Origin of the sequence: Allobosea eneae (assembly GCF_042657265.1) — a bacterium.
In the GTDB taxonomy this organism is placed as follows: domain Bacteria; phylum Pseudomonadota; class Alphaproteobacteria; order Rhizobiales; family Beijerinckiaceae; genus Allobosea; species Allobosea eneae.
Map to the genome: position 1 here is coordinate 34,664 of NZ_JBHSLW010000052.1, position 15,149 is coordinate 49,812.

16 protein-coding genes are annotated in these 15,149 nt (G+C 67.5%); 12 read left to right on the forward strand and 4 right to left on the reverse strand.

Features of this window, described 5'->3' with window-relative positions; genetic code table 11:
* Positions 1-73: 73 nt before the first annotated feature.
* Positions 74-1,444, reverse strand: coding sequence for a 3-carboxy-cis,cis-muconate cycloisomerase (gene pcaB, locus ACFPOB_RS24805; protein ID WP_377801015.1), 1,371 nt, complete (start codon positions 1,442-1,444; stop codon positions 74-76).
* Positions 1,445-1,608: 164 nt separating this feature from the next.
* Here pcaB and ACFPOB_RS24810 point away from each other — a divergent pair, with 164 nt between their 5' ends.
* Positions 1,609-2,061 carry an SRPBCC family protein gene (locus ACFPOB_RS24810; protein ID WP_377801016.1) on the forward strand — a complete coding sequence of 151 codons (453 nt, stop codon included), beginning with the start codon at positions 1,609-1,611 and terminating at the stop codon, positions 2,059-2,061.
* Between the two features lie 3 nt (positions 2,062-2,064).
* Here the strand turns inward: ACFPOB_RS24810 and ACFPOB_RS24815 are convergent, their stop codons facing one another.
* Positions 2,065-3,408 carry a methyl-accepting chemotaxis protein gene (locus ACFPOB_RS24815; RefSeq protein WP_377801017.1) on the reverse strand — a complete coding sequence of 448 codons (1,344 nt, stop codon included), beginning with the start codon at positions 3,406-3,408 and terminating at the stop codon, positions 2,065-2,067.
* Between the two features lie 336 nt (positions 3,409-3,744).
* On the opposite strand from ACFPOB_RS24815, the gene ACFPOB_RS24820 reads away from it, so the two are divergent.
* The 3 genes from ACFPOB_RS24820 to ACFPOB_RS24830 all read left to right on the forward strand — a co-directional run bounded on the left by ACFPOB_RS24820 (position 3,745) and on the right by ACFPOB_RS24830 (position 7,544).
* Positions 3,745-4,257: a (2Fe-2S)-binding protein gene (locus tag ACFPOB_RS24820; protein WP_377801018.1), complete on the forward strand. Its 513-nt coding sequence runs from the start codon at positions 3,745-3,747 to the stop codon at positions 4,255-4,257.
* A gap of 99 nt (positions 4,258-4,356) precedes the next feature.
* Positions 4,357-6,720 (forward strand): xanthine dehydrogenase family protein molybdopterin-binding subunit, encoded by a 2,364-nt coding sequence (locus ACFPOB_RS24825; RefSeq protein WP_377801019.1) that lies wholly within the window; start codon positions 4,357-4,359, stop codon positions 6,718-6,720.
* A 17-nt stretch (positions 6,721-6,737) separates the two neighbouring features.
* On the forward strand, positions 6,738-7,544 hold the full coding sequence (locus tag ACFPOB_RS24830) for an FAD binding domain-containing protein (RefSeq protein WP_377801020.1): 807 nt from the start codon (positions 6,738-6,740) through the stop codon (positions 7,542-7,544).
* A gap of 143 nt (positions 7,545-7,687) precedes the next feature.
* On the opposite strand, the gene ACFPOB_RS24835 is transcribed toward ACFPOB_RS24830, so the two are convergent.
* The gene (locus tag ACFPOB_RS24835) at positions 7,688-7,792 is read right to left on the reverse strand and encodes a SnoaL-like domain-containing protein (RefSeq protein ID WP_377801021.1); all 105 of its coding nucleotides are present in this window, start codon (positions 7,790-7,792) and stop codon (positions 7,688-7,690) included.
* Positions 7,793-7,818: 26 nt separating this feature from the next.
* Here ACFPOB_RS24835 and ACFPOB_RS24840 point away from each other — a divergent pair, with 26 nt between their 5' ends.
* From ACFPOB_RS24840 to ACFPOB_RS24870, 7 genes are all read left to right on the forward strand, one after another.
* The gene (locus tag ACFPOB_RS24840; protein ID WP_377801022.1) at positions 7,819-8,739 is read left to right on the forward strand and encodes an AAA family ATPase; all 921 of its coding nucleotides are present in this window, start codon (positions 7,819-7,821) and stop codon (positions 8,737-8,739) included.
* Between the two features lie 155 nt (positions 8,740-8,894).
* Positions 8,895-9,269, forward strand: coding sequence for a nuclear transport factor 2 family protein (locus tag ACFPOB_RS24845; protein WP_377801023.1), 375 nt, complete (start codon positions 8,895-8,897; stop codon positions 9,267-9,269).
* Positions 9,266-10,465: a vWA domain-containing protein gene (locus ACFPOB_RS24850; protein WP_377801024.1), complete on the forward strand. Its 1,200-nt coding sequence runs from the start codon at positions 9,266-9,268 to the stop codon at positions 10,463-10,465. Before ACFPOB_RS24845 ends, ACFPOB_RS24850 begins: the two co-directional genes overlap by 4 nt.
* 152 nt (positions 10,466-10,617) lie before the next feature.
* On the forward strand, positions 10,618-10,944 hold the full coding sequence (locus tag ACFPOB_RS24855; RefSeq protein WP_377801025.1) for an XdhC family protein: 327 nt from the start codon (positions 10,618-10,620) through the stop codon (positions 10,942-10,944).
* A gap of 12 nt (positions 10,945-10,956) precedes the next feature.
* Entirely contained in the window at positions 10,957-11,586 is a 630-nt protein-coding gene (locus ACFPOB_RS24860; protein WP_377801026.1) for a LysE family translocator, read from the forward strand.
* Between the two features lie 4 nt (positions 11,587-11,590).
* Entirely contained in the window at positions 11,591-12,283 is a 693-nt protein-coding gene (locus ACFPOB_RS24865; RefSeq protein WP_377801027.1) for an XdhC family protein, read from the forward strand.
* A gap of 13 nt (positions 12,284-12,296) precedes the next feature.
* The gene (locus ACFPOB_RS24870) at positions 12,297-13,913 is read left to right on the forward strand and encodes an NTP transferase domain-containing protein (protein WP_377801028.1); all 1,617 of its coding nucleotides are present in this window, start codon (positions 12,297-12,299) and stop codon (positions 13,911-13,913) included.
* A 3-nt stretch (positions 13,914-13,916) separates the two neighbouring features.
* Here ACFPOB_RS24870 and bcsS read toward each other — a convergent pair whose 3' ends face one another.
* On the reverse strand, positions 13,917-14,660 hold the full coding sequence (bcsS, locus tag ACFPOB_RS24875; protein ID WP_377801029.1) for a cellulose biosynthesis protein BcsS: 744 nt from the start codon (positions 14,658-14,660) through the stop codon (positions 13,917-13,919).
* A 152-nt stretch (positions 14,661-14,812) separates the two neighbouring features.
* Here bcsS and ACFPOB_RS24880 point away from each other — a divergent pair, with 152 nt between their 5' ends.
* The gene (locus ACFPOB_RS24880; RefSeq protein WP_377801030.1) at positions 14,813-15,082 is read left to right on the forward strand and encodes an usg protein; all 270 of its coding nucleotides are present in this window, start codon (positions 14,813-14,815) and stop codon (positions 15,080-15,082) included.
* Positions 15,083-15,149: the final 67 nt, after the last annotated feature.

Below are 15,149 nucleotides of genomic sequence, written 5' to 3' on the forward strand. Positions count from 1 at the left end.
TGTCGAGCTCGACGCTCCCTGGTTTGCTTCGTCGTTGCGCTCCTCGCAATGACGGGGAGCGCCCCAATCTCGTTCAGCCGCTGCCGCTCATGTACTCCCGCTCCTCCTCGTAGAGGACGAGGATGCGGTCGATGATCGCGTCGGTCGCGCCGCGATAGGTCGTCGGATCGAACAGATCGTCCAGTTCCTCGCCGCTGAGCCTGCCGGCCAGCTTTGGATGCTCGGCCAGGACGTCCCTGAGATGGCGGCCGCTGGCGATGCAGTCGCGGCTGGCCTCCTCGAGCAAATGATGCGCCTCGCCGCGGCCGATCGTCTGCGCCAGCGCGAGCGAGACACGCTCGGCCATGACCAGTCCGTTGGTGAGGTCGAGATTGTACTGCATCTGCTCCGGGAAGACCTGCAGCCCCTCGGCCAGCGCGACCGCATGGTTGAGCGCGCTGCCGGCGATCAGGAAGAGCTCGCGCAAGGTCGGCCATTCGGCATGCCAGCCGCCCATGGCGCGCTCGTGCTCCTGCGGCATCGCCGCGAGCATGGTTGCGACCAGCCCCGGCGCGCGCTTCGCAGCCGTCAGGATCAGCGTGCACAGCACCGGGTTGCGCTTGTGCGGCATGGCCGAGGAGCCGCCCTTGCCCGGCGCTTCCGGCTCGGCGAGCTCGCCGATCTCGGTCTGCGCCATCAGCGCAATGTCCCCGGCCATCTTGCCGAGATGGCCCAGCAGCAGGCCGAGCTCGGTCGCGATCCGGGCCGGGCGCCGGCGCTGGGTGTGCCAGGGCACGCGCACGGCGCCGATCGAGGGCATGATGCGGGCGAAGGCTTCCGAGACCGCATCGGCCTTGTCGCCGAGCGAGGCGAGGCTGCCGGCGGCACCGCCGAGCTGATGAGCGGATTCTCCCCCGATCATGAAGTCGTCATGAAAGGAAACGATCGGGCTCAGCCAGTTCGCCGCCTTGAGACCGAAGGAGATCGGGACGGCATGCTGGAGAAAAGTTCGGCCGATCATCGGTGTGCGGCGGTGTTCCCGGACCAGCTCGGCCAGCGCGTGGGCGAGGCGGGCAGAGCGGGCGAGGATCAGGTCCTGCGCGGTGCGATATTGCTGGGCCTGGCCGGAATCGATCACGTCCTGGCTGGTCGCGCCGTAATGCACCCATTTGCTCGCCTCGGCATCGGCAGCGGCGACGCGGGCCGTCAGCGCCTTGACCAGCGGAATCGCGGGATTGCCGGCCAGCGTCGCGGCCTTGCCGATCGCGGCGATGTCGTAGAGTTCCGCCTTGCAGTGGGCGGCGATGATGTCGGCTGCCGCGGCGGGAATGACGCCGGTCTCCGCCTCGGCGCGGGCGAGCGCCATCTCGAAATCAAGCATGCCCTGCAGCGCGGCGCGGTCGTCGAGGACCGCCGCCATTTCACGATCGGCGAAAAGTTCGCCATAGAGGCTGCCCTCAGCCATATCCGGGCGCGCCTTGGTGCGGAGCGGTCGGTGCAATCCACATCCGAGTTTCGTCCCCTTGTGCGCGCCGGTGCTTTCCGGCCATGGATTGTGCAGACTTGGATAGACCCGAGGCGGGCCGGCCTGCAACCTGCGGACCTCGGAGCACGGTGAGGAGCAAGCCCATGGCGATGACGATGACCGGTGAGGCGACGCTGCCCGCAGCCAAGCAGGTGGTCTGGGCAAAGCTCAACGACGCCGAGGTGCTGAAGGCCTGCATCCCCGGCTGCGAGCAGCTCACCAAGGATGACGACACGCATTTCTCGGCGGTGGTGAAGGTCAAGCTCGGCCCGGTGAAGGCGACGTTCAAGGGCAAGGTCGAATTGCAGGACCTCGACCCGCCGAACGGCTATCGCATCGTCGGCGAGGGCGAGGGCGGCATTGCCGGCTTCGCCAAGGGCGGCGCCAAGGTCATGCTCGAGGATGCCGAGGGCGGGCAGACCCTGCTGCGCTACGAGGTCGAGGCCCAGGTCGGCGGCAAGCTGATGCAGCTCGGCTCGCGCCTGATCGATTCGGTCTCGAAGAAGCTGGCCGACGAGTTCTTCGCCAATTTCGCCAAGGCGGTCAGCGAGGGCTGAGGCTCACGACGCCCGCCGCAGCGCCGCGAGCGCCTCGCTGACGGTCGCTTCCGCCGCGCCGACCTGCAATGCGATGTCGGCCGCCGCCGCATTGGCGCGCTCCAGCGCCTTCTCGGTCGTGCCGAGGCTGTCGTTGACGCGGGTCGCGCTGCCGATCGCCTCGTCCGAACCGTGCGCGACCTCGGCCGCGTGCCGGGCGATGCCGCCGGTGACGCTGCTCTGCTGGGCGACCGCGTCCGAGATCGCCTCCGAATCCGCCTTGATCTCGCCGATCGTCGCGCCGATCGAGGCGGCGCGCACGCCGCAGGCCTCGGCGCTGGCCGAGAGTTCGGCGATCTGGGCCGCGATCTCCTGCGTCGCCGAGGCGGTCTGCGTCGCCAGCGACTTCACCTCGGCCGCCACCACGGCGAAGCCCCGGCCGGATTCGCCGGCGCGGGCCGCCTCGATGGTGGCGTTGAGCGCGAGCAGATTGGTCTGCGCTGCGATGTCGGCAATCATGCCGACCACCGTGCCGATGCTGCTGGTGACATGGCGCAGGCGGGTGATCGCCTCGTCCATCGCCTGCGCGTCGGTGACGGCGCGGTTGGCGATCTCGAGGCTCTGGCGGGCGCGCTGGCCGATCTCGGCGATGTTGGCCGACATCTCCTCGGTCGCGGCCGCGGTCTGCATCGCCTTCTCGCGGACGAGCAGCGAGCTCTGGGTGACCGAGCCGACCTGGTCCTTGATGAAGCTGCTGGCAGCCGAGGTCTCGCCGGCGGTTTCGACGAAGAGATCGACCGCCTTGCTGATCGCGCCGTCGAGCTGGCCGATCCGCGAGGTCAGCGTCGCGGCGACCTCGTCGAGCGCGACGCCGCGCCGGCGGGCCTCCGCCGCCTCGAACTCGCGGTCGAGCGACATGGCGGTGTTGACGTCGTAGGTCAGCACCCGCTCGATGATGAAGAGATCATGCGGGATGTCGCGCCGGGAGAGAACCAGCCGCGTACGGCTCTCCTCCAGGAAGATCCGGAACAGCGTGAACGCGATCGAGGCGCGGGCGCGGGCGCCGACCTGGCCGTGCCGTTCGAGCCCGGTGAGGCGTTCCAGCGAATCGCAATAGCGCTGGTCGAAATCACCGTCGAAGAGCAGGCGGAAATGATCGGCCTCGGCGGCATAGAGCTCGGCCGCGACCGGCTCGACGGCCGGCTTCAGCAGCGGGTGGATGGCGAAGGCGCGGGCGAAATCCTGCTCGACCACCTCGACGATGACGCGTTCGACGATGGCGCGATAGCGGCGCAGGCGCTTGCGCTGACGCTCGTCATAGCCGATCGCCGTAAGGCGACGCTGGACGTGTTCGAGGATCGAGGCCAACCGCGCCATCCGTGAGCGGGACGATCGGAGATCGTCATTCCGACCAGCGATGTTGCAGATGTGTGGTTAAGATTCCGCAAAGAGTTCGCTCGCCGGTTGCGAGCTGCCGAACGTCGCCTTCCCATGCCGGTGTTCAAAACCATATAAAAACGCCGCCAAACGAGCCCCGTTGCGGGATGGCCACCCGCTTGACCGCGGAAAATCCCGGGTCCACACTGCTTTTTGAAGTTGTTCCAAGGAAATTCTCCGCTGGCTCGTGACGGGCCTGCGAGTGGATCGTGCGGCCTTCGGGATGTCGCGGGCCGTGCAGAAAACAGGCTTTCGGAGGAGTGCCCCATGGCCAATCTGTCCATGACGGTGAACGGCAAGGCCGTCACCGCGAATGTCGATCCACGCACCCTTCTGGTGCAGTTCCTGCGCGAAAATCTACGACTGACCGGCACCCATGTCGGCTGCGACACCAGCCAGTGCGGCGCCTGCGTTGTCCATCTCGACGGCAAGGCGGTGAAGGCCTGCACCACGCTGGCGCTGTCCTGCGAGGGCGCCCAGGTGACGACGATCGAGGGGCTGGCCAATGGCGGGGCGCTGCATCCGATGCAGGAGGCTTTCCGCGAGCATCACGGCCTGCAATGCGGCTTCTGCACGCCAGGCATGATCATGGCGGCGGTCGATATCGTGAATCGCCGCGGCAACAGCCTCGACGAGAAGACGATCCGCGAGGACCTCGACGGCAATATCTGCCGCTGCACCGGCTACCACAACATCGTCAAGGCGATCGCCGCCGGCGCCGAGGCAATGGCGGGTGGCTCGACCAGGGACCGTGAGCCGCCGCGGCAGGCCGCCGAGTAAGCGCCGTCTTGGGCCGCGCCGTGATGCGGCCCTCGCCGATGTGATCCAGCCATAGTTGCTTCAACGCCCGCTCAAGAGGCGTCACGCCAGGAGGAATCCATGTCCGCCACCGGAATCGGCGCTCCCGTCCGCCGCAAGGAAGACCACCGCTTCATCACCGGCCAGGGCCGCTACACCGACGACATCAACCGGCCCGGCCAGGCCCATGCCTATTTCCTGCGTTCGCCGCATGCGCACGCGACGCTGGACAAGATCGACACGAAGGCCGCCGCTGCGATGCCGGGCGTGCTCGGGATCTTCACCGGCGACGATCTCGCCGCCGACAAGGTCGGCGGGCTGATCTGCGGCTGGATGATCCACAACAAGGACGGCTCGCCGATGCGGGCAGGCCCGCATCCGGCGCTCGCCCAGGGCAAGGTCCGCTATGTCGGAGACCATGTCGCGGTGGTGGTGGCCGAGACGCTGGCGCAGGCGCGTGACGCGGCGGAGGCGATCGTCGTCGACTATGGCGTGCTGCCGGCGGTGGTCGATACCGCAACCGCGGCCAAGGCCAAGACGCAAGTTCATGCCGAGGCGCCGGACAACACTGTCTTCAACTGGCATCTCGGCGACAAGGCTGCGACCGACGCGGCCTTCAAGGCGGCCAAGCGCGTCACCAAGCTCGACATCGTCAACAACCGGCTGGTGCCGAACCCGATGGAGCCGCGCGCCGCGGTCGGCGATTACGACCAGGGCGAGGGCGCCTTCACGCTCTACACCACCAGCCAGAACCCGCATGTGGCGCGGCTGGTGCTCTCGGCCTTCATCGGCATCGCACCTGAGAACAAGCTTCGGGTTATCGCGCCGGATGTCGGCGGCGGCTTCGGCTCGAAAATCTTCATCTATGCCGAAGAGACGGTCTGCGTCTGGGCGGCGAAGAAGGTCGGCCGGCCGGTGAAGTGGACCTCTGACCGGACCGAGGCCTTCCTCTCCGACGCCCATGGTCGCGACCATGTCACCCATGCCGAGCTCGCCATGGACGCCGACGGCAAGATGCTGGCGATGCGGGTGCACACCACCGCCAATCTCGGCGCCTATCTCTCGACCTTCTCGTCGTCGGTGCCGACCTATCTCTACGCGCCGCTTTTGTCCGGCCAGTACGACATCCCGGCGATCTATTGCGAGGTCGACGCGGTCTACACCAACACCGCCCCGGTCGATGCCTATCGCGGGGCAGGGCGGCCGGAGGCGACCTTCGTGGTCGAGCGGCTGGTCGAGGTCGCGGCGCGCCAGCTCGGCAAGGACCCGGCCAAGTTCCGCACGCAGAACTTCATCAGGAAGTTCCCGCACCAGACGCCGGTGATCATGATGTACGACACCGGCAATTACGGGGCCTCGCTGAAGAAGGCGATGGAGATCATCGACTACAAGGGCTTTCCGAAGCGCCGCCGCGACTCGGCCCGCAATGGCAAGCTGCGCGGCATCGGCTTATCCGCCTATATCGAGGCCTGCGGCATCGCGCCCTCGGCTGCGGTCGGCTCGCTCGGCGCGGGCGTGGGCCTATGGGAATCGGCCGAGGTTCGGGTCAATCCGATCGGCACGATCGAGGTGCTGACCGGCTCGCACAGCCACGGGCAGGGCCATGAGACCACCTTCGCCCAGCTCGTCTCCGACCGGCTCGGCGTGCCCCTCGAGAATGTCTCGATCGTCCATGGCGACACCGACAAGGTGCAGATGGGCATGGGCACCTATGGTTCGCGCTCGGGCGCGGTCGGCATGTCCGCCATCTTCAAGGCGATCGACAAGGTGATCGTCAAGGGCAAGAAGGTCGCGGCCTATGTGCTGGAGGCGGACGAGGCCGATATCGACTTCAAGGACGGCAACTTCACCGTCAAGGGCACCGACCGCAAGCTCGATTTCGGCTCCTGCGCGCTGCAGGCCTATGTCGCGCACAAGTTCAACGGCCAGGACCTCGAACCGGGCCTGAAGGAGGGGGCGTTCTACGATCCGACCAACTTCACCTTCCCGGCCGGCGTCCATATCTGCGAGCTCGAGATCGATCCCGACACGGGCGTGACCCGGATCGAGCGCTGGGCCGCGGTCGACGATTTCGGCAACGTCATCAACCCGATGATCGTCGAGGGCCAGGTCCATGGCGGCATCGCGCAGGGCGTCGGCCAGGCGCTGCTCGAAGGCGCCCGCTACAATGCCGACGGCCAGCTCGTGACCGCGAGCTTCATGGATTACTGCATGCCGCGCGCCGACGACCTGCCGTCCTTCGAGGTCGGCATGACCGTCACGCCATGCCCGTCGAATCCGCTGGGCATCAAGGGGTGCGGCGAGGCCGGCGCCATCGCCTCGCCACCCGCGGTCATCAACGCCATCACCGACGCGCTCGGCCATGAGGACATCGCCATGCCGGCGACGCCGCAGGCCGTCTGGCGCGCCGCGCAGAAAACGCTCAGCCGCATGGCTGCCGAGTGATCTGAAAGGACGAGACCATGTACGCCTTCACCTATCACCGCCCGGCGACCGCGCGACAGGCCGCCAGCCTCCTCGCCAAGAAGGAGGACGCCAAGCTGCTCGCCGGCGGCCACACGCTGCTGCCGACGATGAAGCAGCGCCTGGCCTCGCCCGGCGCGCTGGTCGATCTCTCCTCCTGCGCCGACCTCAAGGGCATGGCCCGCAAGGGCCGCAACCTCGTCATCGGCGCGATGACGACCCATGCCGAGGTCGCATCGTCCCCCGAGGTGCAGCAGGCGATTCCGGCGCTGGCCTATCTCGCCAGCCATATCGGCGATCCGCATGTGCGCCATCGCGGCACGATCGGCGGCTCGGTCGCCAACAACGACCCGGCGGCCGACTATCCGGCGGCGTTGCTGGCGCTCGGCGCGACGGTGGTGACCAACAAGCGCAAGCTGCCGGCTGACGAGTTCTTCACCGGTCTCTACGAGACGGCGCTGGACGAGGGCGAGATCATCGTCAAGGTCTCGTTCCCGGTCGCGTCCAAGGCGGGTTATGCCAAGTTCCGCAATCCGGCCTCGCGCTATGCGCTGGTCGGCGTCTTCGTCGCCAAGCGCGGCAGCGAGGTCGCTGTCGCCATCATCGGCGCGGGCGAGGGCGGTGTCTTCCGCTGGCCGGAAGCAGAAGCGGCGCTGAAGGCGCGCTTTGCGGTGAAATCGCTCGACGGGCTCAAGCACACCGCCAAGGGCATCAATGGCGACATCCATGCCGATGCCGAATACCGCGCCCATCTGATCGGCGTGATGGCGAAGCAGGCGGTGGCGCAGGCGACTGGGAAGGCTTGAGCCGACCCAACATGGCCTGGTCATCCCGGCCGTAGCGAAGCGGAGAGCCGGGAGCCATTCCTGAACGGTTCCGGCATCGATCCCGGATCGGCGCCGCTGACGCGGCTTGTCCGGGATGACACGGAACGGGATGGAGCGCTTCTTCAACAAAAGAACCGCTCCTCGACGATCTTGCCGTCCTTCAACGTGTAGAGCCCGATCTCCTGCATATTGCGGCGCTCGCCCTGCGCCAGCGCGGCTTCCGTCACCTCCCGCGCCGCGCTAGACCTTGTCCATGCTGACCTCATCGCGCCTTCCGACCTCGATCGACGCCACGCTCTCCCTGCTGCAATCGCAGGGCTATGTCTCCGACAGGGCGCTGGCGACCGTGCTCTTCCTGGCGCTCAGGATGAAGCGCCCGCTCTTGCTCGAGGGGGAAGCCGGTACCGGCAAGACCGAGATCGCCAAGGTGCTGTCCGCCGCGCTCGGGCGCCGGCTGATCCGCCTGCAATGCTATGAGGGGCTCGACCTCGCCTCGGCCGTCTACGAGTGGAACTATGCCGGCCAGATGATGGCGATCCGTCTCGCCGAGGCCGGCGGCGTCGCGGGGAATCGTGCGCAGCTGGAGAGCGACCTGTTCTCCGAGCGCTATCTGGTCAAGCGCCCGCTGCTGCAGGCGCTGGAGCCGCAGGAGGGCGGCGCGCCGATCCTGCTGATCGACGAGCTCGACCGCACCGACGAGGCCTTCGAGGCCTTCCTGCTCGAAGTGCTGGCCGATGCGCAGGTCACGATCCCCGAGCTTGGCACGATCAAGGCTGCCGAGCCGCCGATCGTGATCCTCACCTCGAACCGCACCCGCGAGATCCATGACGCGCTGAAACGCCGCTGCCTTTATCACTGGGTCGGCTATCCCGACGCTGCGCGCGAACTCGCCATCCTGAAGGCGAAGGCGCCGGGCGCTCCCGCCAAGCTCGCCAAGCAGGTCGTGTCCTTCGTGCAGGCGATCCGCAAGGAGGAATTGTTCAAGGCGCCGGGCGTCGCCGAGACGCTGGACTGGGCCAGCGCGCTGGTCGAGCTCGATGCGGTGGCGCTCGATCCGGCCATCGTCTCCGACACGCTCGGGGCGCTGCTGAAGTATCAGGACGACATCCAGGCGATGCAGGGCTCGAAGGTCGGCGAACTGCTCGACCAGGCCAAGCAGGCGGCGCGGGGATGAGTTTTCGCCGTCATTCTCGGGTGCAGCCCTCGGATCCGGCCTTTGGCCGGCCCAAGGATAAACTCCGCGCAGACCCAAGAATCTCATGACGAGAGAACACTGGTTTCCGAGATGGTCGGCTCAAGGCCGACCATGATGTGCAGCGGGAGCAAGCGATGAACGACGACATCAAGGCGATCGAGGCCGCGACCTGGACCTATCTCGACGGGCTGTACGAGGGCGATGTCGACAAGCTCGCCTCGGTCTTTCATCCGACCAGCGCGCTCACCCAATCGCTCGACGGCGAGCTCAAGGTCGTGCCGCGCGAGCAGTGGTTCGAAGCGGTGCGCGGCCGCAAATCGCCGAGGGAGTCCGGGCTGGAGCGCGGCGACCATATCCTCGCGATCGACCTGGTCGGGCCGTCCATGGCGCTGGTCAAGGTCAAGTGCCAGATGCCACCGCGCTATTTCACCGACCTTCTGTCCTTCCTGAAAGTCGATGGCAAATGGGTCGTGGCCCAGAAGGTTTTCATGACCGAGACGGCCGCTTGAGCGGCAAACTCCCCGAGAACGTCGCCTATTTCGCCCGCGCTTTGCGGGGCGCCGGCCTGCGCGTCGGGCCGGGCGCCGTCGTCGAGGCGGTCGAGGCGCTGGCGGACGGCGCGCTCGGCGGGCGAGAGGACGTGTACTGGGCGCTGCATGCGATCTTCGTGAAGAAGCACGAGGATTCGGTGGTCTACGATCAGGCGTTCCGGCTGTTCTGGCGCCGGCGCGGGCTGATCGAGAAATTGATGGCGCAGATGTCGCCGGTGACGCCGCGGGTCGACAGCGAACCGCAGAAACCCGAGGCGGGAGCCTTGCGCGTCGCCGGGGCCTTCACCCCGCCGCCGCGTGAGGAGGAGCCGCCGGTCGAATTGACCGAGCTCAGCGCGCGGCTCACCGTCTCCGAGCGCGAGACGCTGAAATCGCGCGACTTCGCTCAGATGAGCGCGGCCGAGATCGCCAAGGCGCGGCAGCTCATCGCCGAGCTCAGGCTGCCCGATGACGCCGTGCCGACGCGGCGCTTCCAGGCGGCGCATGCGGGCGCGCGGATCGATCCGCGCCGCACCTTCCGTCGCTCGCTCAGAGGCGGCGGCGCCTCGATCGATCTCGCCTTCCGCGAGCGCGCCGAGATCCATCCACCGGTTGTCGCGCTCGTCGACATCTCCGGCTCGATGGCGGAGTATTCGCGCATCTTCCTGCATTTCCTGCACGCCATCACCGAGCAGCGCCGGCGCGTGCATTCCTTCGTCTTCGGCACGCGATTGACCAATGTCACGCGCAGCTTGCGCGCCCGCGACCCGGACGAGGCGCTGGCGCTCGCCGGCAAGGCGGCGCCGGACTGGGAGGGCGGCACGCGCATCGCCTCGGCGCTGCACGCCTTCAACCGGGTCTGGTCGCGCCGCGTGCTCACGGGCGGGGCGGTGGTGCTGCTCTTCACCGACGGGCTGGAGCGGCATCTCGGCCCTGACCTTTCGTTCGAGATGGACCGTCTGCATCGCTCCTGCCGGCAGCTGACCTGGCTCAACCCGCTGTTGCGCTACGACGCCTTCGAGGCGCGGGCCAGCGGAATCCGGGCAATGCTGCCGCATGTCGACCAGTTCCGGCCGATCCATAATCTCGCCGCGATGGCCGATCTCTGCGCCGCGCTGTCCTCCGACGCACGGCAGATCAACGATCCGCGCCAGTGGTTGAAGAAGGCGGGTTGAGGCATGATCTGTTTTGTCGATGGCTCCAACGTCATTGCGAGGAGCATAGCGACGAAGGAATCCAGGAGTCGTAGAGCTCGGCCGCTCCTGGATTGCTTCGCTGCGCTCGCAATGACGGAAGCGGCCATCCGCTCGTTTCACGAGGTCGCGCCATGATCAGCACCGATACCGACATTCTCGCCACCGCCGAGGCCTGGGCCAAGTCTGGCCGCGGCGTCGCGCTCGCCACCGTGGTCGAGACCTGGGGCTCGGCCCCGCGCCCGGTCGGCTCGCATCTCGTCATCGATGGCGAGGGCAACTTCCTCGGCTCGGTCTCGGGCGGCTGCGTCGAGGGCGCGGTCGTCGCGGAAGCCGGCGACGTTATTGCCGACGGCAAGCCGCGCACGCTCGAATTCGGCGTCGCCGACGAGACGGCCTGGCAGGTCGGCCTCTCCTGCGGCGGCCGGATCAAGGTCTATGTCGAGCCGGTCCGGGCTTAAGGGAGCCTGTCGATGCCCTCCTGGGAAACGCTCCTCGCCTTCGCGACGGTGACGCTGCTGATCGCCTATTTTCCTGGTCCGGCGCTGCTCTATACGGCGGCGCAGACCATTGCCCATGGCCGCAAGGCCGGGCTGATGGCGATGCTCGGCATCCATCTCGGCTGCTACGTCCATGTCGTCGCTGCGGCCTTCGGGCTCTCGGCCGTGTTCAAGCACGTGCCCGAGCTCTATCTCGCGGTGAAGATCGTCGGCGCGCTCTATCTGGTCTGGCTCGGCATCGGCATGATTCGCTCCAAACTGGGTGGGGAGATGCAGGCCGTAGCGCCGGCCAAGACGGTCCGGCGCGCTTTGGTCGATTCCTTCATCGTCGAGGTGCTGAACCCGAAGGTCGCGCTGTTCTTCATCGCGCTCCTGCCGCAGTTCGTCGATCCCACGGCGGCGCTGCCGGTCTGGGCGCAGTTCCTGATCCTCGGCACCATCGTCAACTTCGCCTTCTCCTCGGCCGATCTCGTCACCGTGCTCGGCGCCAGCCTGGTGATGAAGACGATGAAGGCGAGCCGCGCCGGCTTCGCACTCGGGCGCTGGCTCGGCGGCTCGCTGATGATCGGGCTCGGCCTCAAGCTCGCCACCGACAAGGGTTGACGCCGTGGATATCCAGCTTCTCTCCACGCTCAATGCCGAGCGCGCCGCGCGACGCGCGACGGTGCTGGTGACTGATCTTGCGACAGGCGAGCAGCGGCTGGTCAAGGAGGCCGATCTTGCCGGCGATGAGATGGCGGAGGCGCTCGACAAGCAGTTGCGCAGCGGCAAGAGCGGCACTGTCGAGGTCGACGGCAAGGCCTATTTCCTGACCGTGCAGGCGCCGCCGCCGCGCATCGTCGTCACCGGCGCGGTCCATATCTCGCAGGCGCTGGCGCCGATGGCCAAGCTGCTCGATCTTGATGTTGCAATCATCGATCCACGCACAGCCTTCGCGACGCAGGAGCGCTTCCCGGAGGTGACCTTGCTGGCTGAATGGCCGGAGGAAGCGCTGCAGAAGGTGCCGTTTGACGGATACACCGCTTTCGTCGCGCTGACGCATGATCCGAAGATCGACGACCCCGCGTTGATCGCCGCGCTGCGCTCGAACTGCTTCTATATCGGCGCGCTCGGCAGCCGGAAGACGCATGGCAAGCGTCTGGAGCGGCTGGCCGCGGCCGGTTTCGGCGAGGCTGATGTGAAACGCATCCATGCGCCAATCGGGCTCGACATCGGCGCGGTCTCGCCGGCCGAGATCGCGCTCGCGATTCTCGCCGAGATCGTGCAGGCCCTGCGCGGCCCGCGCCGCAAGCCGGTTTGAGAGACTACGCCTGATGAAGTTCGGTCCCATCCCCATCGCTGAGGCCGCCGGCGCTGTTGCAGCCCATACCGTGCGCGCCGGCGAGGCGATCGTGCGCAAGGGCGCGACGATCGGCGAGGAGGACGCCCGCAAGCTCGCGGCTGCCGGCCTCACCGAGATCGTCGCGGTGCAGCTCGAAACCGGCGACATCGACGAGAACGCCGCCGCCGAGCAATTGGCGCGGGCGCTGGCCGGCCGGGCGGTGGTGACCGAGGCGCCGTTCACCGGCCGGGTCAACCTGTTCGCTGCGGCGGCGGGCGTGCTGCAGATCGACGCAAGCGTAATCGATGCGCTGAACGCCGTCGACGAGGCGATCACGGTCGCGACCTTGCCGGCGCTGAAGCCGGTCGTCGCAGGCGAGATGGTCGGCACGGTCAAGATCATTCCCTACGCCGTGCCGGAGCAACGCATCTCGGAGGCGCTCGAACGGCTCGGCGCCGACAAGCCGATCGCGATCGCCGAGTACAAATTAAAGTCGGTAGCGGTGATCTCGACCCTTCTGCCGGGCCTGAAGACCAGCGTGGTCGACAAGACGCTGCGGACCTTGGGCGAGCGGCTTCAGCCGGGCAGCGCCGCGATCGAGCGCGACGCCCGCGTCCCGCATGAGAGCCCGCCGCTGGCGCAGGCGATCCGCGAAGCGGTGGCCGGGTCGGCGGAGCTCGTCGTCGTCTTCGGCGCGTCCGCCATCACGGATCGGCGCGATGTCGTGCCGAAGGCGTTGGTGGAGGCTGGCGGCACGGTCGAGCATCTCGGCATGCCGGTCGATCCCGGCAATCTGCTGATGCTGGGTGCGCTGGACGGCAAGCTCGTGATTGGTGCGCCGGGTTGTGCCCGTTCGCCCAAGGAGAACGGCTTCGACTGGGTGCTGCAGCGCAGCCTCGCCGGCGTGCCGGTGACGCGGGCCGAGATCCAGAAGATGGGTGTGGGCGGCCTCTTGATGGAGATCGTCTCGCGGCCGCAGCCGCGCGCGCCGGGGCACGGCGATGCGGCGCCCGTCGCCGGCATCGTGTTGGCCGCGGGCCGGTCGACCCGGATGGGCGTCGGCAACAAGCTGTTGCAGGAGGTCCGTGGCAAGCCGCTGGTCCGCCATGCCGTCGAGGCGCAACTCGCCTCACGTGCTGCTCCGGTGCTCGTCGTCACCGGCCACCAGCAGGATGAGGTCCGGGCCGCGCTCGCCGGGCTCGATGTCGGCTTCGTGCACAACCCTGGCTTCGCCGAAGGACTTGCCGGCTCGCTCAAGGCCGGGCTCGCAGCGCTGCCGGGGGAGGTGCCGGGCGTCGTCGTCTCGCTCGGCGATATGCCGAATGTCACGGCCGGGGTGATCGATCGGCTGGCCCAGGCCTTCGCCGACCGGCCCGATGCGCTCGCCGTGGCGCCGACCCTGCTAGGCCAGCGTGGCAACCCGGTGCTTTTGGCGCGCAAGCTCTTTCCGGAGGTCGCCAAGCTCGATGGCGATCAAGGCGCGCGCCGCCTGCTCGATGCAGCCGGCGACGCGGTCGAGGAGATCGCGCTCGACGACCCCGCCATTGCGCTCGACATCGATACGCCGGAAGCGCTCAGGGCGTTGACGGGGCAGGGGCCGCACGGCTGATCGTCAGCGCTTCCAGAGTAGCCCCAGCGTGACATAGGCCCCAGACTTTTCGTCGCTCGTCTTCTGAAGCCCTCCTGCGAAGCGCCAGTCGAGACCGAACAGGTGCAGGCCGGTGAGATGCAGGCCGATCCTCAGCTTGTGATAGGCGCGCTCGCGATAGGCTTCGAGCTCGGGGCCGAGATAAAGCTCGCCTGTCAGCCGCCAGCCCCCGGCTAGGCGGCCCCAGTAGCGGTTGCCATCGGCGAGGACGGTATAGGCATTGGCCTGCACCAACCAATTTTCGATGGGCTTGGACCAGAGATCGGCCTGCAAGCGCACCATGCCGCGCTGCTCGAAGCTGCGCTCGGAGCGTGTCTCGCTATATTGGGCCTCGATCTCGGGACCGGCAGCGAACGACAGGAAACTGTCGCCGATCCGCCATTCATAGCCGAGCAGCGCCTGGAGTTCGGTCTTGTAGAGGCGCCCCTGCGTCGGTCTGCGCCGGGCCGGCTCGACGCTCTCGCCCCATTTCAGGCCGAGGCGGAAGCCGCTGGCATCGAGCCCGCCGCTATTGCCAAACGCCCATTTCAGCCCGACGGAGCCGTAGGTCTTGCTGGCGTCGGCCTCGAGCGAGCCGAAGATCGCCAGCGAGAGCGGGCTGCGCTCCATCAGCGCCGGATCGGCTTTCAGGGGCGATGAGGCAAGCGCAACCGCCGCGCCGAATCCACGCGCGAGCAACCCCGAACGCTTCGCGACCCCCCAAGCCACGCCCACGCCCCTTCCGTTGCATACTCAGACGGCGCCAACACACGTCATGAGTGTGGCAGTTGGCAGAATTCCTGCAAGTGTTTGTTAACCATCGCGGCGCAGCCTGATGGCAGCCGGCTCATCGTCTTCCTGGGTCAAGGAGGGTATCAGTCATGGTTTCGCAGGATTTCCTACGCCAACTTGCAGGTTACGGGCTGACGACCGCCAGAATCCTCTACCGGATGCCGGATCACCCCGACTTCCTCCAGAGCTATGTCTGGCAGGAGTACGATCTCGCCCCGCGCTTCCCGGAACTGCATAGGTTCCTCGATTTCTGGCGGCGTGAGCTCGACGGTCCCTTACATTCGGTCACGGTGGCGCATTCGCACCTGATCCGCCCGGCCGAGATCGTCAATGTGAACGGCGTCCTGACCTTGCACTGACCGGCATGCAGTCGGCGGGGTTGTTGGCCCGCCGCCGGGCATGCTAGGCCGCAGGCCCTGCTCATCG

Coding starts and splice junctions, on each gene's coding strand:
- ACFPOB_RS24860 (WP_377801026.1), top strand. CDS start 10,957: ATGCCCTCCTGGGAAACGCTCCTCGCCTTCGCGACGGTGACGCTGCTG.
- ACFPOB_RS24840 (WP_377801022.1), top strand. CDS start 7,819: ATGCTGACCTCATCGCGCCTTCCGACCTCGATCGACGCCACGCTCTCC.
- ACFPOB_RS24880 (WP_377801030.1), top strand. CDS start 14,813: ATGGTTTCGCAGGATTTCCTACGCCAACTTGCAGGTTACGGGCTGACG.
- ACFPOB_RS24855 (WP_377801025.1), top strand. CDS start 10,618: ATGATCAGCACCGATACCGACATTCTCGCCACCGCCGAGGCCTGGGCC.
- ACFPOB_RS24820 (WP_377801018.1), top strand. CDS start 3,745: ATGGCCAATCTGTCCATGACGGTGAACGGCAAGGCCGTCACCGCGAAT.
- ACFPOB_RS24825 (WP_377801019.1), top strand. CDS start 4,357: ATGTCCGCCACCGGAATCGGCGCTCCCGTCCGCCGCAAGGAAGACCAC.
- ACFPOB_RS24810 (WP_377801016.1), top strand. CDS start 1,609: ATGGCGATGACGATGACCGGTGAGGCGACGCTGCCCGCAGCCAAGCAG.
- ACFPOB_RS24845 (WP_377801023.1), top strand. CDS start 8,895: ATGAACGACGACATCAAGGCGATCGAGGCCGCGACCTGGACCTATCTC.
- ACFPOB_RS24830 (WP_377801020.1), top strand. CDS start 6,738: ATGTACGCCTTCACCTATCACCGCCCGGCGACCGCGCGACAGGCCGCC.
- pcaB (WP_377801015.1), bottom strand. CDS start 1,444: ATGGCTGAGGGCAGCCTCTATGGCGAACTTTTCGCCGATCGTGAAATG.
- ACFPOB_RS24870 (WP_377801028.1), top strand. CDS start 12,297: ATGAAGTTCGGTCCCATCCCCATCGCTGAGGCCGCCGGCGCTGTTGCA.